This is a genomic window from Roseovarius sp. (genome assembly GCF_040219995.1).
Lineage (GTDB): Bacteria > Pseudomonadota > Alphaproteobacteria > Rhodobacterales > Rhodobacteraceae > Roseovarius.
The window spans coordinates 78,602-96,599 of sequence record NZ_JAVJUC010000014.1; the positions used below are offsets into that span (position 1 = coordinate 78,602).

Annotated in this window: 15 protein-coding genes and 1 pseudogene; 12 read left to right on the forward strand and 4 right to left on the reverse strand. The window is 64.8% G+C overall.

The features are described 5' to 3' along the window. The first annotated feature begins 3 nt into the window (after window positions 1-3). From RID11_RS04545 to recN, 9 genes are all read left to right on the forward strand, one after another. Window positions 4-1,194: an APC family permease gene (locus RID11_RS04545; protein ID WP_350136249.1), complete on the forward strand. Its 1,191-nt coding sequence runs from the start codon at window positions 4-6 to the stop codon at window positions 1,192-1,194. Further along, the gene (locus RID11_RS04550; protein ID WP_350136250.1) at window positions 1,191-1,436 is read left to right on the forward strand and encodes a DUF2484 family protein; all 246 of its coding nucleotides are present in this window, start codon (window positions 1,191-1,193) and stop codon (window positions 1,434-1,436) included. The genes RID11_RS04545 and RID11_RS04550 overlap by 4 nt, the downstream gene beginning before the upstream one ends. Window positions 1,437-1,550: 114 nt before the next feature. Then, window positions 1,551-2,495 carry a UDP-N-acetylmuramate dehydrogenase gene (murB, locus tag RID11_RS04555; RefSeq protein ID WP_350136251.1) on the forward strand — a complete coding sequence of 315 codons (945 nt, stop codon included), beginning with the start codon at window positions 1,551-1,553 and terminating at the stop codon, window positions 2,493-2,495. A gap of 94 nt (window positions 2,496-2,589) precedes the next feature. Further along, window positions 2,590-3,468: a D-alanine--D-alanine ligase gene (locus RID11_RS04560; RefSeq protein WP_502949336.1), complete on the forward strand. Its 879-nt coding sequence runs from the start codon at window positions 2,590-2,592 to the stop codon at window positions 3,466-3,468. Continuing rightward, the gene (locus tag RID11_RS04565; RefSeq protein WP_350136253.1) at window positions 3,456-4,325 is read left to right on the forward strand and encodes a cell division protein FtsQ/DivIB; all 870 of its coding nucleotides are present in this window, start codon (window positions 3,456-3,458) and stop codon (window positions 4,323-4,325) included. Before RID11_RS04560 ends, RID11_RS04565 begins: the two co-directional genes overlap by 13 nt. 2 nt (window positions 4,326-4,327) lie before the next feature. Further along, the gene (gene ftsA, locus RID11_RS04570; RefSeq protein WP_350136254.1) at window positions 4,328-5,662 is read left to right on the forward strand and encodes a cell division protein FtsA; all 1,335 of its coding nucleotides are present in this window, start codon (window positions 4,328-4,330) and stop codon (window positions 5,660-5,662) included. A gap of 174 nt (window positions 5,663-5,836) precedes the next feature. Next, window positions 5,837-7,435: a cell division protein FtsZ gene (ftsZ, locus tag RID11_RS04575; RefSeq protein ID WP_350136255.1), complete on the forward strand. Its 1,599-nt coding sequence runs from the start codon at window positions 5,837-5,839 to the stop codon at window positions 7,433-7,435. Window positions 7,436-8,033: 598 nt separating this feature from the next. Then, complete coding sequence (locus RID11_RS04580; protein WP_350136256.1) at window positions 8,034-8,882, forward strand: outer membrane protein assembly factor BamD; 849 nt, start codon at window positions 8,034-8,036, stop codon at window positions 8,880-8,882. 39 nt (window positions 8,883-8,921) lie between these two features. Further along, a complete protein-coding gene (gene recN / locus RID11_RS04585; RefSeq protein ID WP_350137714.1) occupies window positions 8,922-10,571 on the forward strand; it encodes a DNA repair protein RecN in 1,650 nt (549 codons plus the stop codon). Between the two features lie 86 nt (window positions 10,572-10,657). Here recN and RID11_RS04590 read toward each other — a convergent pair whose 3' ends face one another. Beyond that, window positions 10,658-12,748, reverse strand: a complete 2,091-nt coding sequence (locus tag RID11_RS04590) for a DEAD/DEAH box helicase (RefSeq protein ID WP_350136257.1) — start codon at window positions 12,746-12,748, stop codon at window positions 10,658-10,660. Between the two features lie 161 nt (window positions 12,749-12,909). Between RID11_RS04590 and RID11_RS04595 the strand changes: the two are divergent. Continuing rightward, window positions 12,910-14,070 (forward strand): annotated as a pseudogene (locus RID11_RS04595) (M20 aminoacylase family protein). A gap of 74 nt (window positions 14,071-14,144) precedes the next feature. Here the strand turns inward: RID11_RS04595 and RID11_RS04600 are convergent. Together RID11_RS04600 and purB are read right to left on the reverse strand one after the other, a co-directional pair. Beyond that, complete coding sequence (locus RID11_RS04600; protein WP_162838257.1) at window positions 14,145-14,303, reverse strand: hypothetical protein; 159 nt, start codon at window positions 14,301-14,303, stop codon at window positions 14,145-14,147. Between the two features lie 34 nt (window positions 14,304-14,337). Next, window positions 14,338-15,645 (reverse strand): adenylosuccinate lyase, encoded by a 1,308-nt coding sequence (gene purB, locus RID11_RS04605; protein WP_350136258.1) that lies wholly within the window; start codon window positions 15,643-15,645, stop codon window positions 14,338-14,340. 89 nt (window positions 15,646-15,734) lie between these two features. Here purB and RID11_RS04610 point away from each other — a divergent pair, with 89 nt between their 5' ends. Continuing rightward, window positions 15,735-16,142: a DUF6314 family protein gene (locus tag RID11_RS04610; protein WP_350136259.1), complete on the forward strand. Its 408-nt coding sequence runs from the start codon at window positions 15,735-15,737 to the stop codon at window positions 16,140-16,142. Continuing rightward, window positions 16,139-16,861, forward strand: coding sequence for a heme-dependent oxidative N-demethylase family protein (locus tag RID11_RS04615; protein ID WP_350136260.1), 723 nt, complete (start codon window positions 16,139-16,141; stop codon window positions 16,859-16,861). The genes RID11_RS04610 and RID11_RS04615 overlap by 4 nt, the downstream gene beginning before the upstream one ends. A 99-nt stretch (window positions 16,862-16,960) precedes the next feature. On the opposite strand, the gene RID11_RS04620 is transcribed toward RID11_RS04615, so the two are convergent. Continuing rightward, a complete protein-coding gene (locus RID11_RS04620; RefSeq protein WP_350136261.1) occupies window positions 16,961-17,920 on the reverse strand; it encodes a metallophosphoesterase in 960 nt (319 codons plus the stop codon). Window positions 17,921-17,998 lie beyond the last annotated feature (78 nt).

Below are 17,998 nucleotides of genomic sequence, written 5' to 3' on the forward strand. Positions count from 1 at the left end.
CGCATGGCAGAGACCCTCAAACGCCGGATCGGTCTGGGCCTCCTGACCGCCTATGGCGTGGGGGTCATGGTGGGCGCGGGGATCTACGTGCTGGTCGGCGCGGTGGTGGCCGAAGCGGGCATCTGGGCCCCGCTCGCTTTCATCCTGGCAGGCGTGATTGCGGCCCCCACGGCGCTCAGCTATGCAGAATTTTCCACCCGTCTGCCCGAGGCGGCGGGCGAGGCGATCTTCGTCGCCAAGGGGTTGAGCCTGCCCTGGCTCGGCACGGCCGTGGGCCTCGCGATCGTCGCGGCGGGGGCCATTTCGGCGGCGGCGGTGCTGCGCGGCGGGGTGGGCTATCTGGGGGCTGTGACGGGGCTGCCGTTCACGCCTTCGGTAGTGGTCCTCGGGCTGGCGCTGATGGCGGTGGCGGTTGCGGGCGTGCTCGAAAGTCTTGCTCTCGCAGCGATTTTCACCGTGGTCGAGGTGGCGGGGCTGGCGATGGTGGTCTTTGCAGGATTCACCGCCGTGCCTGCTCCCGACTGGCAGATGGGCGGCGATCTGGTCTGGTCCGGCGTCATGGCAGGTGCGGTGCTGGCTTTCTTCGCTTTCATCGGCTTCGAGGATATCGTCAACATGGCCGAGGAGGTGCGCGAGCCCGAACGCATCCTGCCCCGCGCGATCCTGTTGTCACTGGTGATCACCAGCGCGCTCTACGCGCTGGTCAGCGTGGCGGCGGTGCGCGCCGTGCCGCTCGCCACGCTCGGCGGCAGCGAACAGCCACTGGCGCTGGTCTGGCAGGCGGGGCGCGGCGGCAGTGCGGCGTTTCTCTCGCTCATCGCGGTGGCGGCGGCGCTCAATGGCGTGCTGGCGCAGATGGTGATGGCAAGCCGGGTGCTCTTCGGCCTCGGGCGGCGCAGCACTGCGCTCGCGGGCTTCCATCACGCCCATCTGCGCTTCGGCACCCCCCTGCGCGCGACGCTTCTGATTGGCGCAGCGGTGATCGCGGGGGCGCTCCTGTTGCCGGTGGCAGATCTCGCGGGGCTGACCTCGACGCTGCTCCTGACCGTTTTCGTGCTGGTCAACGCGGCGCTGATCGCGATGAAGCGCACAAGTCCGGATGCCGCCTTCCGGGTGCCGATGGCGGTGCCGGTCTTCGGCCTTCTGGCGGCTCTGGCCGCGCTGACCGCAAGCTTTGCGGGAGGGGCAGGATGACGCTCTCGCTGGCTCTGGCCTGTCTCTGGGCGGTCGTCGCGAATGTGCTGGCGACGCTGCCTTCGCGCGACAATCACTGGCGACGGGCCTATGTGCTGATCGCGATTGGTGTGCCCATTCTGGGGTTCGTGACCTATCAGAACGGACCATGGATCGGCCTGCTGGTGCTGGCAGCCGGGATGAGCGTGCTGCGCTGGCCGGTGGTCTATCTGGGCCGATGGCTGCGCCGCCGGCTGGGTTAGGCGCAATCGTTTTGCAAAACGATTGCAAGCCGTTTCAAACGGCTTGTCCAACGGCCTTGCAAGGCCGTTGCGGCGCTCTTTACCTTTCGTGCGGTGCAAGGCAAAAGCGGTAACATGACAGAGCTTCCACAGACCCGGGGCCGGGTGACGCCCGACCGCCCGCTATCCGACCTGACATGGCTGCGCGTGGGTGGCCCGGCGGAGTGGCTGTTCCAGCCTGCCGACCCGGAGGATCTCGCAGAGTTTCTGGCGGCACTCGCCCCTGACATCCCGGTTTTCCCGATGGGCGTGGGCAGCAATCTCATCGTGCGCGATGGCGGGATGCGCGGCGTGGTGATCCGCCTCGGGCGCGGCTTTAACCATATCCGCGTCGAGGGCAACCGCGTCATCGCCGGGGCGGCCGCGCTCGATGCGCATGTGGCGCGGCGCGCGGCGGAAGCGGGGGTGGACCTCACCTTCCTGCGCACCATCCCCGGCAGCATCGGCGGCGCGGTGCGCATGAATGCGGGCTGCTACGGCGCGTATGTGGCGGATCACCTGATCGAGGCGCGGGCGGTGACGCGGGACGGCGTGCAGTTGACCCTCACCCCGCAGGATCTGAACTTTGCCTATCGCCATAGTGACCTGCCCGCGGGCTGCGTCATCACCGAAGCCACGTTCGAGGGGCAGTCCGGCGCGCCCGAGGTCCTGCTGGCCCGGATGGAAGAGCAACTCGCCCGTCGCGACGCGACGCAACCCACCAAGGACCGCAGCGCGGGCAGCACCTTTCGCAACCCCGCCGGGTTTTCCTCGACGGGCCGCGCTGATGATGTCCATGATCTCAAGGCCTGGAAGGTCATCGACGACGCCGGTTTGCGCGGCGCGCGGCGCGGCGGTGCGCAGATGAGCGAGAAGCACCCCAATTTTCTGATCAACACCGGCGACGCGACCGCCGCTGATCTCGAAGGTCTGGGCGAAGAAGTTCGAAAAAGGGTTTTCCAAAACAGTGGAATAGCGTTACAGTGGGAAATCATGAGGGTCGGTGAACCGGCCCCGGGCGAAAGCCTACAGGCAGACTAAAGAAAACGATAACCGAGGCTGTGTGAAACGGCCCGATATATTGAGGCACAAGGTGGTTGGTTCGAGCAGAACAGCCTCCAGAATTGCGGTGATCATGGGTGGCCCCTCGGCGGAACGCGAGGTGTCTCTGTCCACGGGTCGCGAATGCGCCGCCGCATTGAGGGAGGCAGGGTTTGAAGTGGTCGAGGTCGATGCAGACCGCGATCTTCCTGCACGCCTGTCCGAGATTTCCCCCGATGTCGTCTTCAACGCTCTGCATGGCCGCTGGGGCGAGGATGGCTGCGTGCAGGGCCTGCTGGAATGGTTGTGCCTCCCCTATACCCATTCGGGCGTTCTGGCCTCGTCGCTGGCGATGGACAAGGAACGCACCAAATCCGCCTATCGCGCCGCCGGGCTGCCGGTGGTGGATAGCGTGCTCGCCCCGCGCGACGACGTGCGGGCACGTCATGTGATGGTGCCGCCCTATGTCGTGAAACCCAACAATGAGGGCTCTTCGGTCGGCGTCTATCTGGTGCAGGAGGCCGCCAACGGCCCGCCGCAGCTTGCGGATGACATGCCCGAGACGGTGATGGTGGAGGCCTATGCGCCGGGGCGCGAGTTGACCACCACAGTGATGGGGGACCGCGCGCTGACGGTCACCGATATCCTGACCGATGGCTGGTATGACTACGACGCAAAATACAAACCCGGCGGGTCGCGCCACGTGGTGCCCGCCGCGGTCCCGCAAGAGATTTTCGACGCCTGTATGGACTATGCCCTGCGCGCGCATGAGGCGCTCGGCTGTCGCGGGCTCAGCCGGACGGATTTTCGCTGGGACGAACCGCGCGGCTTGGACGGGCTGATCCTGCTTGAGACGAATACGCAACCGGGCATGACGCCCACCTCACTCAGCCCGGAACAGGCGCAGGTGGTGGGAATTTCCTTTCCCGAGTTGTGCCGCTGGATGGTGGAGGATGCCTCATGCGACAGGTGATTCCCCGTATCGACCCCGCCCCCTCGCGGCTGAGCTACCGGTTTCAGCGCCTGATGCTGACGCCGCTCTATCGCAGGCTGTTGCGCGTGGGGTTGCCTGTGCTGGTGGTGGCGGGGCTCTGTGCAGGCTACCTGGCGGATGAGGGGCGGCGCGTGGCGCTGACCGATCAGGTCGCCGAGATCCGCCGCCAGATCGAAACGCGGCCCGAATTCATGGTGCGCCTCATGGCGATCGACGGTGCGAGCGAGAGTGTGCAGGCGGATATCCACGAGATTTTCCCCTACGACCTGCCCGCCAGTTCCTTCGATCTCGACCTGCCGGCAATCCGCACCATGCTGGAGGAGTTGCCTGCCGTGGCGCAGGCCAATGTGCGCATCCGGCAAGGCGGCGTTCTTGCGGTCGAGATTGCCGAACGTCAGCCGGTAGCGCTGTGGCGGACGCGCGATGGCATAGATGTGGTCGATATCGAGGGCGAGAGCATCGCCAGTGTGACCTCCCGCGCTGCGCGACCCGATCTGCCGGTGATGACCGGAGATGGAGCCGCCGCGCACGTTGCGCAGGCGCTGGACATATTGCAGGCGGCGCGGCCGCTCGGGCAGGATATTCGCGGACTGGTGCGCATGGGCGAGCGTAGATGGGACCTTGTGCTGCATGATGGCAAGCGCATTCTCTTGCCGGAAGACGAACCCGTGCGCGCGCTTGAACGGGTGATCGTGCTCAACGCGGCACATGACATGCTGGATCGCGACCTCGTTGCCATCGACATGCGGATCGGTGCGCGTCCGACGGTCCGCCTCAGCGACTATGCCACCGAGGAATGGTGGCGCATAACAAGCATGACGTCAGGGGCAGACTGAAGATGATCGAGCTATACGAATCCCAAAGGGCAATGCGCGCGATGCGCAAGGCGGCTTTGCAGCGCGGCGTGGTGGCGGTGCTGGATGTGGGGACCTCCAAGATCGCCTGTCTCGTGCTGCGGTTCGACGGCACCGGCCGCCTCGGCGAGGCCGAAGAGGTGGGCCGCATGGCCGGGCAGGCCGGGTTCCGGGTGATCGGGGCCGCGACCACCCGTTCGCGCGGGGTGCGTTTCGGCGAGATCGATGCCATGGTCGAGACAGAACGTGCCATTCGCACCGCTGTGCAGGCGGCGCAGAAAATGGCCAACATCCGGGTCGATCACGTGATTGCCTGCTTTTCCGGGGCAGAGCCGCGCAGCTACGGCCTTGCCGGTCAGGTCGAGCTTGAGGGGCATACCGTCAGCGAGCAGGATATCAGCCGCGTGCTGAGCGCCTGCGACGTGCCCGATTACGGCGAGGGGCGCGAGGTGCTGCACGCACAACCGGTGAATTTCGCGCTCGATCACCGAACCGGGCTGATTGATCCGCGCGGGCAGATGGGGCAGGTGCTGTCCACCGACATGCACATGCTGACCGTGGATGGCGCCGCGATCCAGAACCTCGCGCATTGCGTCAAGCGGTGTGATCTGGAACTCGCAGGCGTGGCAAGTTCGGCCTATGTCTCGGGCATCGCGGCTCTTGTAGAGGACGAACAGGAACTGGGCGCGGCTTGTATCGACCTTGGCGGCGGTACAGCCGGGGTGTCGATCTTCATCAAGAAACACATGATCTATTCCGACAGCGTGCGGATGGGCGGCGATCACGTCACCAGCGACATTTCCATGGGTCTGCAGGTGCCGCAGGCCACGGCCGAGCGCATAAAGACGTTTTACGGCGGCGTTGTCGCCACCGGAATGGATGACCGTGAGATGATCGAGATCGGTGGCGATACCGGCGATTACGAACATGATCGCCGACAGGTCAGCCGCGCCGAACTGATCGGCATCATGCGTCCCCGGGTCGAGGAAATCCTCGAAGAGGTGCGCGCCCGGCTCGATGCGGCGGGCTTTGATCACCTGCCCAGCCAGCAGATCGTGCTGACCGGTGGTGGTAGCCAGATTCCCGGTCTTGATGGGCTGGCCAGCAAGATTTTGGGGCAACAGGTGCGGCTTGGGCGGCCCTTGCGGGTGCATGGATTGCCGCAGGCGGCGACCGGTGCGGGCTTTGCCAGTGCGGTGGGCATGTGCCTGTTCGCGGCCAACCCGCAGGATGAATGGTGGGATTTCGAGATTCCCGTGGATCGCTATCCGGCGCGCTCTCTCAAGCGGGCGGTCAAGTGGTTCAAGGATAACTGGTAACCGCAATATGTGGCGTTATCGGCGAAATCCCGCAGAAAAGGCAAGAAAAGTGGCCATATTTGGTAGTCAAACGGTGTTTTTTTGGTGACGATTGGGCTATCCATCGGTAAGAATGGACCCAATCAGGCGGAAATCGGCCCGAAAACGTGGCCATAACGACAGGCGGATAGAGCAATGACACTCAACCTTTCAATGCCCGGACATGATGAGCTCAAGCCCCGGATCACCGTCTTTGGTGTCGGTGGGGCGGGTGGCAATGCCGTGAACAACATGATCGAGAAACAGCTCGATGGTGTGGATTTCGTGGTGGCCAATACCGATGCGCAGGCGCTGAGCCAGTCGAACGCGGAACATCGCGTGCAGCTTGGCGTGAAGGTGACCGAGGGGCTGGGCGCGGGCGCACGCGCCTCGGTTGGGGCCGCCGCTGCCGAAGAAAGCATCGAGCAGATCGTCGATCATCTGGCGGGGGCGCATATGTGCTTCATCACCGCCGGGATGGGCGGCGGCACCGGCACCGGGGCGGCTCCGATCATCGCGCAGGCCGCGCGCGAGCTGGGCGTGCTGACCGTGGGTGTCGTGACCAAGCCCTTCCAGTTCGAGGGTGCCAAGCGGATGCGTCAGGCCGAGGACGGGGTCGATGCACTGCAGAAGATGGTCGATACGCTGATCATCATCCCCAACCAGAACCTGTTCCGTCTGGCCAATGAAAAGACGACCTTCACCGAGGCGTTCAGCATGGCCGATGACGTGCTCTATCAAGGCGTCAAGGGCGTGACCGATCTTATGGTGCGCCCGGGCCTCATCAACCTCGATTTCGCCGACGTTCGTGCGGTGATGGACGAGATGGGCAAGGCGATGATGGGCACCGGCGAGGACAGCGGTGAGGACCGCGCCATCCAGGCCGCCGAAAAGGCGATAGCGAACCCGCTTCTCGACGAGATCAGCCTGCGCGGTGCCAAGGGCGTGTTGATCAACATCACCGGCGGGCATGACCTCACGCTGTTCGAGCTCGATGAAGCCGCCAACCGCATCCGCGAGGAAGTGGATCCCGACGCAAATATCATCGTCGGCTCCACACTCGATCCGTCGATGGAAGGCGCGATGCGCGTCAGCGTCGTGGCCACCGGTATCGACGCGAGCGAGACGCTCGAGACGCCGCTGCCGCGCCGCTCGCTGGCGCAGCCGCTCAAGCAGCCCGAAGCAGTCGAAGTGGATGCAAGCGATCACGTCGTGGAGCCCGTCGCGGCCCGCACCGACGCACAAGAGCCGTCACTGTTTGAACAGGTGGACGCGCAGCGCGCCGCCGCCGAGGACCAGATGGAAGACATCTTTGAAGAAGATGACGCCGGTCTGCCGCCGCCTGCCTACCAGCCCCGGGTCGAGGAATTTGCACCCGCTGCAGAGTTTGAAGCCGAAGATGAGGCCGAAAGCTTTGTCGCTCCGCGAGCACCGGCACCCGGCACGCCCTCGCCCGAAGCGCTGCAACGCTTGCAGGTCGCCGTCGGTCGGGCGTCGTCGCAACCCTCGCCGCAACGGGCAGAGCAGTCCGCGTCTGCACCTCAGACGGCCGCCAGTGAAGAGCGTCAGCAGCGTTTTGGCATCAATTCCCTGATCAATCGCATGACCGGGCACGGCGGTGCCGCAGAGGCACAGCGTCCGGCACGTCAGCAACCGCAGGTGCAATCCGCTCCCGCGCATCAGGCGGCCCCACGGGTGCAGGACGAGGATGAGCAGATTGAAATTCCGGCGTTTCTGAGACGTCAGGCCAACTGACTTCCATGTGTCAGTCAAGCAAAAGGGCCGTCCGTCAGGGCGGTCTTTTTGGTTTGATTGGAAGCGTGTCCTACGGGTGGGTGAAGAGCTGGGCAAGCCTTGCAACGGCGTGTTTCGAACGGTCGCAAGATTGAGTCGAGGCACTGATCCGCTGCACCCAGACCTCTTGAGGCAGATATAAAAAGTCCACCGACCCGCGCCAAGAACCGAACCATCCGGTGGTTTTCGAGGGGGCTGGCCTGCATCCCGGCAAAACCGCACATCTGGTGCTGGGCACGATCGAGGTACAAAAGGGTCCGGCGTGCGCGTCCAGAGCCGGACGCTCCATTGCCATCGCGTTCGCCAGCGTCTTCGAGGATGCGGTTATCGGTCTGTCAGGGAAAAGTGCTTTGTTTGCGCGATGGTAGTTTTGTGCGTGAGCGCTCGAAGTGCCGCTCCTTCTGCCGTAGGTCAGATCTCGCTGAGATTTTGAAGGTCGCCTGACACGCATGCGTCGCGAAATGCGCCAAAGGCGTTTTGCACCGGAAATTTCTGTGCTAGGACCAAGGCAACGTGCGGGGTTGGACCCCGCCTAAAGAAATCTGGAGTGAGAACGCGCATGAGTAAGGGCAAGTCCCGGGCCACGCTGATCGGTGCCGCCTTGGCGGCTTTGGCGGTGGCCGGATGCGGGGATAAAGAGAGCGTCGAGCGCGGCACGGTGAATTATGAGAGTTACACCGCGCAGCAGATTTTCGAGCGCGGAGAGTACGACCTGGCACAGAACGATCCTGCTCTGGCCGCCAAGAGCTTCTCCGAGGTCGAGCGGCTTTATCCCTATTCCGATCTCGCCAAGCGGGCGGTGATCATGCAGGCCTTTGCCTATCACCGGGACAAGGATTACGAGCAGAGCCGCGCTGCCGCACAGCGCTTTATCGACTTCTACCCGACCGACGAGGATGCGGCCTATGCGCAGTATCTTCTCGCGCTGAGCTATTACGACCAGATCGACGAGGTCGGGCGCGATCAGGGCCTGACCTTTCAGGCGTTGCAGGCGCTTCGGGAGGTGATCGAGCGCTACCCCGACAGTGAATATGCCAATGCTTCGATCCTGAAATTCGATCTCGCCTTCGATCACCTCGCCTCCAAGGAAATGGAGATCGGGCGCTATTACCTCAAGCGCGATCATTTCCCCGCGGCGATCAATCGGTTCCGTGTTGTGGTCGAGGATTTCCAGACCACGACGCATACCGCAGAGGCGCTGCACCGGCTGGTGGAATCCTATCTCTCGCTTGGCCTCGTGGATGAGGCGCGTACCGCGGGGGCCATTCTGGGCCATAACTTCCGCAGCACCGAGTGGTACGAGGACAGCTACAAGCTGTTGACCGGGCGCGGGCTGACGCTGGAAGCGGCGGGCGACAACTGGCTGAGACAGATCTATCGCCAGACGGTTCAGGGGCGCTGGCTGTAAAGGGCGGCGGGGACATACCCCGCCCGACGGGTGGACTGGATGCTGGGCGCGCTTGAAATCCGCGATATGCTGATCATTGACCGGCTTGAACTCAGTTTTCAGCCCGGCCTCAACGTGCTGACCGGCGAAACCGGGGCCGGCAAATCCATCCTTCTGGACAGCCTCGGGTTCGTGCTGGGCTGGCGTGGGCGGGCCGATTTGGTTCGCGCCGGGTCTGAGCGTGGTGAGGTCGTCGCGGTGTTTGATCTCGCCCCCGGTCACCCCGCGCGCGCGGTTCTGGAGGAGGCGGGTTTTCCCGACAGTGACGAGTTGATCCTGCGGCGGGTGAATACCGCTGATGGGCGCAAGACATCCTGGGTCAACGATCGTCGCGCCTCGGGCGAGGTGCTGCGGCGGCTGTCCGAGACGCTGGTGGAATTACACGGTCAGCAAGATGATCGCGGTCTGCTCGACCCCAGGGGACACCGCGACATGCTCGATACCTACGGCCGGCTTGGTCCTCAGCGTGATGCGGTGCGCGCTGCCTGGAGTGCCCGCTCCAAGGCGCGCAAGGCATTGGAAGAGGCCGAGATTGCATTGGAAAAAGTGCGTGCCGAGGAGGAATTCCTGCGCCACGCTGTCAAGGAACTCGACGCCCTTGATCCGCAGCCGGGCGAGGAGGCGGAACTCGATATCCGCCGCCGACTGATGCAAGGGGCCGAGCGTATTCGTGAGGATATCGCACGCGCCGCGACGCTCATCGGTTCGGACGGTGCCGAAGGCGCGGCGGGTGACGCGTTGCGCTGGCTGGAGGGGGTGTCGGATCAGGCCGAAGGCGCGCTCGACGCCCCGGTCGCTGCCCTTGGCCGTGCACTTGTGGAACTCGACGAGGCCGGGCGCGGCGTAGAGCGTGCTCTCGAGTCGATGAGCTTTGATCCGTTGGAACTGGAGCAGGCTGAGGAGCGTCTCTTTGCCATTCGTGCCCTTGCCCGAAAACATGGGGTGTTGCCCGATGATCTGGGTGCCTTTGCGGGAGACCTGCGCGAACAGATCGCGGCACTTGATGCGGGCGATGCGGATCTGGCAAAGCTGCGTGCGGAACTCGATGCGGCGGGTCACGCTTACGAGGCCGAGGCCGGGGCGCTGAACACCGCGCGTCAGACGGCGGCGCGCGCGCTCGATGAGGCTGTGATGGAGGAGTTGGCGCCGCTCAAGATGGAGCGCGCGATCTTCACCACTGCAATCAGATCTGCAGAGCCCGGCCCCACGGGCCGCGACGAGGTGACCTTTACCGTTGCCACCAACCCCGGTGCACCCTCTGGCCCCTTGAACAAGATCGCCTCGGGCGGCGAGCTCAGCCGTTTTCTTCTGGCCCTCAAGGTCTGTCTGACCGGCACCGATAGTGGCCTTACCATGATCTTCGACGAGATCGACCGGGGCGTGGGCGGGGCTACCGCGGATGCCGTCGGTCGCAGGCTGGCGCAGCTGGCCGATGGCGGTCAGGTCCTGGTTGTCACCCATTCCCCGCAGGTCGCAGCGCGCGGCGCGCATCACTGGCGCGTCGAAAAACGTGTCGAGGATGAGATGACACTCTCGACGGTCCGCCCGATGGCCGGGCAGGACCGCATCGACGAGGTGGCGCGGATGCTATCTGGGGACCGGGTCACCGAAGAGGCCCGCGCGGCGGCACGGGCGCTCATGGCGGGGTAGGGTGCGCGCCAGCCTTACGGCCGTGTCGCGCGCGGGTGCTTCACCCGGATGACCGCTTCACGTCATTGCCTACCGGGCCCGCTGCCTCACGGCTTGCGCCGTTTCGGTGGCGTGCTGCCGCCGAACCCTGGCCGCGATTTCGGGGCAGCGCCCTTGGGCTTGGGTTTGCCCGGCTTGCCGGGTTTTCCCGGGGTGCCCGGCGGGGTGAACCGCTTGGAGGTATCGCTGGCCGGGTTGCGCTTGGGCTTGGCGGGTGCCGCTGGGGCCTCGGGGCGCGGCGCAGGCTTGGCCTTGGGCTTCTCGAACGGCTTGCCCCCCGGCTTGCCGGGCTTCTTCTCATAGGCAGGTTTGCCCGGTTTCTTATCGGCCCAAGGCCTTTTCTCCGCCGGTTTCGGCGCATCAGACCGGGGCTTGCGCGCGGGCGTCACTGCGCCGCTCTCGACGGCCTTTTCCAGACGGTCGGGCTTGGGCGCGGGGCGTGTACGGGGTTTTGGCGCGGGGCGGGCAGCGTCCTTGTCACGCGGGGCACGGTCCGTGCGCGGGGCGCGGGGCGCGCGCGTGTCCCGGTCTTCGCGCGGGGCACGCGGAGCAGGGCCGAGATCGGGCGCACCGTCGATCTTGCGCGCCGTGATCCCCTCGTCGAGCGCGCCATCCGCGCCGAGGGCTGACTGAAAACCGGGCACCGCCGCGTCGCTGAGCTCGACAAAGGTTTCCTTGTCCTGCACCCGGATTGCGCCGATGGCGGATTTGTCGAGATTGCCGGCCCGGCACAGGAGCGGCAGCAGCCAGCGCGCCTCGGCACGGTCGCCGGCCCCGACCGAGAGGGCGAACCACGTGCTCGGCCCGAACGGCGTGCGCTCGCGTGCGGGCTGGGCGGCATCGGGCGCACTCAGATCTTCGGGCGCGGACCAACGCGACTGATAGAGCCGCAGATAGGCAGCCGCGATCTCTTGCGGGCTGTGCAGCGTGAGGAGGTCTTCGGCAAAGGCTGTTTCGGTCTCTGACGGGGCTTCGGACCAGACCGGATCGGCCAGCAACCGCGCACGGTCCTGCGCCTCGATATCCTGTGCTGTGGGGGGCGTGGTCCATTCCGCCGTGATCTTGGCGAATTTAAGCAGGCGTTCGGCCTTTTTCACCGCCTTCACCGGCACGATCAGCGCTGAGACGCCCTTGCGGCCAGCGCGTCCCGTGCGGCCCGACCGGTGCAGCAGCCCTTCGGAATTGGTGGGCAGTTCGGCATGCACAACCAGATCGAGATTGGGCAGGTCGATGCCGCGCGCGGCGACATCGGTGGCGACGCAGACCTTGGCGCGCCCGTCGCGCATTGCCTGAAGCGCATGGGTGCGTTCGGATTGGCTGAGCTCGCCCGAGAGCGACACCACGGCAAAGCCGCGATTGGCCAGCCGGGCCGTCAGTCGCGCCACCATGGCGCGGGTATTGGCGAAGACGATGGCGTTCTGCGCATCGTGATAGCGCAGCAGGTTGATCACCGCGCCTTCGGCATCCTGCGGCGCCACGCGCAGCGCCTGATAGGCGATGTCGCTGTGCTGCTTGCCGCCGCCCAGAGTGGTCACGCGCGTCGCATCCCGCTGGAATTTCTCCGCCAGCTTGGCGATCATCGGCGGCACGGTGGCCGAGAACATCAGCGTGCGTCGGCCCTCGGGGGCTGCGGCCAGCATGAATTCGAGATCCTCGCGAAAGCCGAGATCGAGCATTTCGTCGGCCTCATCCAGCACCACGGCGCGCAGGCTGCCCATGTCGAGCGCGCCGCGATTGATGTGATCACACAGCCGCCCCGGCGTGCCCACCACGATATGCGCGCCGCGCTCCAGTGCGCGGCGTTCGTCGCGGGCATCCATGCCACCCACGCAGGACACGAGCCGCGCGCCGGTCTCGGCGTAAAGCCAGCTCAGCTCGCGCATCACCTGCAGCGCCAGTTCGCGCGTGGGTGCCACGATCAGCGCCAGAGGGGCGGCGGCGGGTGGCAGCCGGGGCTCATCCCCCATCAGCGTCGAAGCGATGGCGAGGCCGAAGCCCACCGTCTTGCCCGAGCCGGTCTGCGCCGAAACCAGAAGGTCGGCCTGCCCAAGGGCTGCATCGGTCACGGCCTCCTGAACGGGGGTGAGCGTGTCATAGCCGCGAGCGGCGAGTGCGGAAGAAAGTGTCTGGGGGATCATCAGAGAAATCGGCCTTGAGCATGAGTCGTGCGCCCGTGGCGCAAGCCGCGACGCATAACTGAGCCGCGCGCCAATGTATATCGCAAATCGCCCCCCTTGTAGACCCCGCGCGAATGCGCCACGGTATGCGAAATCCCAAAATGCGAACAGGAGTGCAGAGCATGCCCGTCAAGAACCGTTTTGCCGAATTGCACGGTGACATTACCGAATGGCGACGCGATATCCACGCCCATCCCGAGATCCTTTACGAGACGCACCGCACCAGTGCGCTAGTGGCCGAAAAGCTGGAGGCGTTCGGTTGTGACGAGGTCGTGACCGGCATCGGGCGCACCGGCGTGGTCGGCGTGATCAAGGGCAAGTCCACCGGCTCGGGCAAGGTGATCGGGTTGCGCGCCGACATGGACGCGCTGCCCATCCACGAGGCGACGGGGGTGGAGTATGCCAGCAAGACCCCCGGCGCGATGCATGCTTGCGGCCATGACGGGCACACCGCGATGCTGCTTGGTGCCGCGCGCTATCTGGCCGAGACGCGCAATTTCGACGGCACCGTCGTGGTGATCTTCCAGCCCGCCGAAGAGGGCGGGGCCGGTGGCAAGGCGATGTGCGACGACGGGCTGATGGAGCGGATCGGCATCCAGGAGGTCTAGGGCATGCACAACTGGCCGGGCCGCCCGGTCGGCAGCTTTGCGATCCGTCCCGGCGCGTTCTTTGCCGCGACCGATCAGTTCGATATCGAGATCACCGGCAAGGGCGGCCATGCCGCCAAGCCGCAGGAGACGGTCGACCCCACGGTGATGGCCGCGCATATGGTGACGATGTTGCAGACCATTGCCAGCCGCAATGCCGACCCGGTCGATCAGGTCGTGGTCTCGGTCACCTCGTTCCAGACCTCGTCGAACGCGTTCAACGTGATCCCGCAATCGGTGCATCTGCGCGGCACCGTGCGCACCATGAGCACCGAGATGCGCGATCTTGCGGAGAGCCGCCTGCGTGCGATTTCCGAGCATGTGGCGGCAGGCTTTGGCGGGCAGGCCGAGGTGACCTATCATCGCGGCTATCCGGTGATGGTCAACCACGAGGAGCAGACGGACTTTGCCGCCTCGGTCGCGGCCAAGGTAAGCGGTGGCTGTGCCGAGGCCCCGCTGGTGATGGGCGGCGAGGATTTCGCCTTCATGCTGGAAGAACGCCCCGGGGCCTATATCCTCGTCGGCAATGGCGACACGGCGATGGTCCACAATCCCGACTACAACTTCAACGACGAGGCAATCCCGGCCGGATGCAGCTGGTGGGCGGGCATCGTCGAAGAGCGGATGCCGGCCTGAGCGGCGCGCCGTCGGGTTTGAGTATTTGGAGAACGGTGAAAGAGGGGCGGGGTATCATCCCGCCCCTTCTTCCATCAGCTCGATGTGGGCACGCAGGTATTGGTCGCGCTATCCCAGGTGGAGCCTTGGGCGCAGGAAAACGCTTGTTTTTCCTTGCCGTAACTGCAGGCCGCCATGGCCAGAGACGGCATGGCGACGAGGGCGAGGGCGGCAAGTCCGAATTTCAACTTCATGATATGTCTCCCTGTTGGACAGGGTTTAAGTATATCATGATTCCCCGAAAACCCGTCCAAATATCGTGTCCACATGCTTGGTGTGATAACCCAAGTCGAATTTTTCATCAATTTCGGCTGGGCTGAGTGCTGCCGTGACCTCCGCGTCATTCAGCAACTCGGTCCTGAAATCGCAGCCCGTCTCCCAAACTTTGAGCGCGTTGCGCTGCACGAGGCGATAGGCGTTCTCGCGGCTGACACCGGCTTGCGTAAGGGCCAGAAGCACCCGCTGCGACATCACGAGGCCCGGGAACCTGTTCATGTTGGCCAGCATGTTGTCAGGATAGACGATCAATTTGTCGATGACATTGGTCAGACGCGCGAGAGCGAAATCGAGGGTGATCGTGGCATCGGGGCCGATATTGCGCTCGACCGAGGAATGCGAGATGTCGCGCTCGTGCCAGAGGGCCACGTTCTCCATCGCGGGCACCACCGTCATGCGCACGAGGCGCGCAAGACCCGTCAGGTTTTCGGTCAGCACCGGGTTCTTCTTGTGCGGCATGGCCGAAGAGCCTTTTTGCCCCATCGAGAAGAATTCGGCCGCCTCCAGCACCTCGGTGCGCTGCATGTGGCGGATTTCGGTGGCGACGTTCTCGATGCTGCTCGCCACGACGCCAAGCGCGGCGAAGAAGGCCGCGTGCCGGTCACGCGGGATGACCTGCGTGCTGATCGGCTCGGGCGCGAGGCCAAGCTGCGCGCAGACATGTTCTTCGACGCGCGGATCGACATTGGCGAAGGTGCCCACGGCGCCGGAGATGGCCCCGGTCGCGATCTCGTCGCGCGCGGTGCGCAGGCGGGTCAGGTTGCGGTCCATCTCGGCATAGAAACGGGCAAAGGTCAGCCCCATCGTGGTGGGCTCGGCGTGGATGCCGTGGCTGCGCCCGATGCGAATGGTGTCCTTGTGCTCATAAGCGCGGCGTTTCAATGCCGCGAGCAACCCCTCCATATCCGCGATCAGGATATCGGCGGCCCGCGTCAGCTGGATGTTGAAACAGGTGTCGAGCACGTCCGACGAGGTCATGCCCTGGTGCACGAAGCGGGCTTCGTCACTGCCCACATGCTCGGCCAGATGGGTGAGGAAGGCAATGACGTCATGGCGCGTCTCGGCTTCGATCTCGTCGATGCGGGCGACGTCGAACTCCACGTCCTTGGCTGTCCAGACGGCTTGCGCATTCTCACGCGGGATCACGCCCAGATCGGCCATGGCATCACAGGCATGCGCCTCGATCTCGAACCAGATGCGGAATTTGGTGGCAGGCTCCCAGATGGCGACCATATCGGGGCGGGAATAGCGGGGAATCATCGGCGGTCCTTGCAGATTGGTATGGAAAGCGGTTGAGCGCGCTTGTAGTGGCTAAGGCACAGCACGGCAAGGCGGGGTGAGGGCGGCGTATGCGGCCAAGGCGATTGCAGGATTTCGAGGGCGCATGGCGCTTCACGCGCGAGGTGGTCGAGGCGGATGGACGCAGGGCCACCGTGACGGGCCGCGCGGTCTGGGTGCGCGACGGCGCGGGGCTGGCCTATACCGAGACCGGCGAGATGCGGATCGCGGGCCATGTGCCGATGCAGGTGGAGCGGCGGTATTCTTGGGACAGCGATCTGGCGGTGTCCTTTGAAGATGGCCGGTTTTTCCATCATGTGCCGCCCGAGGGCGGCGAGACCGCGCATTGGTGCGACCCGGATCAGTATGACGGCACCTATGATTTTGGCAATTGGCCGGAGTTCACCGTGACATGGCGGGTGCGTGGCCCGCGCAAGGATTACCGCATGGTGACACGCTACAGACCGGAGGGAGAATGACCGAGATATTGCAGCAACGCCTGCCCTATGACGTGGAGGCCAAGCGCCCGCTGCCGGGCATCGCGCCGCTCGATATGGCGGAGTGGCTGTTGGTGGACGAGGCATTCAGCGCACAAATGGCCGAACGTGCGCGGTTGTTGTCGGAGCGGCGCGACGAGGTGCTGGCCGTGACCGACGGGGCGGGGCCCGCGATGGCCGAGCTTTTGCAATATGTGCTGGACTGGCTGGCAAAGAACGGAGCGGGCTATGTCATTTCCGCAAATGAGGTGCGGCGCCCGGATGGTGTGACCGTGCCGATCGACCGCGATGATCCGATGGGCACGCTCGGGCATCTGGTGCAGGAGGATCTCTGCCTGCTGGAAAAGCGCGGCGGGGAACATGTGCTGACGGCGGCGGTGCTGTGCTTCCCGGCAAGCTGGCGGCTGGCCGAGAAGATCGGCCGGCCCCTGACCGGGATCCATGTGCCAGTGCCCGAATATGACGACGGCATCGCGCGGCGGGTGCAGCGGCTCTTTGACGGGGTGCAGCCCGGCCGCCCGCTCTGGCGGTTCAACGCGCTCAACTATGCCGAGGCGGTGCTGCATCAGCCCCGCTCGCGCGTGCAACCAAGTGAGACGGCAGACCTGCCCTATCTGCGCTCCGAGCGACAATGCGTGTTGCGCCTGCCGGAAACACGGGCCTGTGTATTCTCGATCCACAGCTATGTATTGGCGCGGTAAGTGAGAGGCGAGTTTTGGTGCTGAGCGGACATCGCATTGAAGCGCTTGCGAGATACGTGGCGCATGGCATTGTCCGCCTCAGACCGGAAGCGCTCCTCCTCAGTCGCGAGGCTGCAATGGCTGCTCCGGGTTAAGCAGCGGCCGCACACTGAACGGATAGGGCGCGGATGCATCGACCGTTACCGAAACCGCATGCATATGCGCTGCCCCGAAGGTCTCCAGCGCCATGATCCCCGGCGCCCTTTTGGGAAAGGGCCGAAACATCCGGAACCGGTGGCTATCGCCATAAGTCAGCAGGACCGGACGAGCGAAGCGGTTGGCCTCCTCGATGAGCAGCTCTGCAAAACGGGCGAAACCGGAATGACGCAGAAAGGCCTCGGCATTCCAGGGTGGGCCAAAGCCGAATTCGAACATGTCCCCGTGAATGGCGAGAATGAGGGCACCCGCCTCGGCCTCTTGCGCGGCGGCAAATGTGGAGGTCAGCCACGCTCGATTGGCGTCATCCCGGGCAAGCGCCTCAAGTGCTGTTTCAGGGTCATGCGGCTCAAACCCGTTGTTGGAGCCGACAACATGTGCGGTTACAACCATCGCGCCCTGCAGCATCAGCCGGGCGTTCTCGGGATAGCCCGCCTCGGCTTGGCTATCGACGGGCAGGGGACGGGACCCCAGGCTCTGGCCGGGTGTGGCAAAATAGGTGCTGCGGATATGGGCGAGGCGTTCGCGCGGATCGAAGCCACCAGCCCGCGCAGTATGACAATCGGTCCATTCATTGTCGCCGGGTGTGTAGAGCAAGGGCGCGGCAATCCGCTGCATATAATCAAGCTGTTCGGCCAGTACCGCGTCGGTGCAGGGGCTGCCGCCGGACTTCGTGTCGCCCACATGTATAACGAGATCGGGTGTTGTCTCGTTGATCCGCTCAATAAGCGCCTCAAAAGGCGGATAGCTGGCCTCTGGCGGGCCATAGGGCATGTCGCCGAGGATGACCAGATTGAACGGCTGCGCCGCCGCCGCAAGCGGAAGGGCGAAAACGGCAGCGGCGAGTAGCGCGGTTTTGAGCATGCGGGCCCCCGGCGGTATGTGCAGACTTTCCCTGTCAGCATATCTGCTGGCTGCGACAGTTCAATGTCGGTCGCGCAA

Coding starts and splice junctions, on each gene's coding strand:
- RID11_RS04545 (WP_350136249.1), top strand. CDS start 4: ATGGCAGAGACCCTCAAACGCCGGATCGGTCTGGGCCTCCTGACCGCC.
- RID11_RS04550 (WP_350136250.1), top strand. CDS start 1,191: ATGACGCTCTCGCTGGCTCTGGCCTGTCTCTGGGCGGTCGTCGCGAAT.
- murB (WP_350136251.1), top strand. CDS start 1,551: ATGACAGAGCTTCCACAGACCCGGGGCCGGGTGACGCCCGACCGCCCG.
- RID11_RS04560 (WP_502949336.1), top strand. CDS start 2,590: ATGGGTGGCCCCTCGGCGGAACGCGAGGTGTCTCTGTCCACGGGTCGC.
- RID11_RS04565 (WP_350136253.1), top strand. CDS start 3,456: ATGCGACAGGTGATTCCCCGTATCGACCCCGCCCCCTCGCGGCTGAGC.
- ftsA (WP_350136254.1), top strand. CDS start 4,328: ATGATCGAGCTATACGAATCCCAAAGGGCAATGCGCGCGATGCGCAAG.
- ftsZ (WP_350136255.1), top strand. CDS start 5,837: ATGACACTCAACCTTTCAATGCCCGGACATGATGAGCTCAAGCCCCGG.
- RID11_RS04580 (WP_350136256.1), top strand. CDS start 8,034: ATGAGTAAGGGCAAGTCCCGGGCCACGCTGATCGGTGCCGCCTTGGCG.
- recN (WP_350137714.1), top strand. CDS start 8,922: ATGCTGGGCGCGCTTGAAATCCGCGATATGCTGATCATTGACCGGCTT.
- RID11_RS04590 (WP_350136257.1), bottom strand. CDS start 12,748: ATGATCCCCCAGACACTTTCTTCCGCACTCGCCGCTCGCGGCTATGAC.
- RID11_RS04600 (WP_162838257.1), bottom strand. CDS start 14,303: ATGAAGTTGAAATTCGGACTTGCCGCCCTCGCCCTCGTCGCCATGCCG.
- purB (WP_350136258.1), bottom strand. CDS start 15,645: ATGATTCCCCGCTATTCCCGCCCCGATATGGTCGCCATCTGGGAGCCT.
- RID11_RS04610 (WP_350136259.1), top strand. CDS start 15,735: ATGCGGCCAAGGCGATTGCAGGATTTCGAGGGCGCATGGCGCTTCACG.
- RID11_RS04615 (WP_350136260.1), top strand. CDS start 16,139: ATGACCGAGATATTGCAGCAACGCCTGCCCTATGACGTGGAGGCCAAG.
- RID11_RS04620 (WP_350136261.1), bottom strand. CDS start 17,920: ATGCTCAAAACCGCGCTACTCGCCGCTGCCGTTTTCGCCCTTCCGCTT.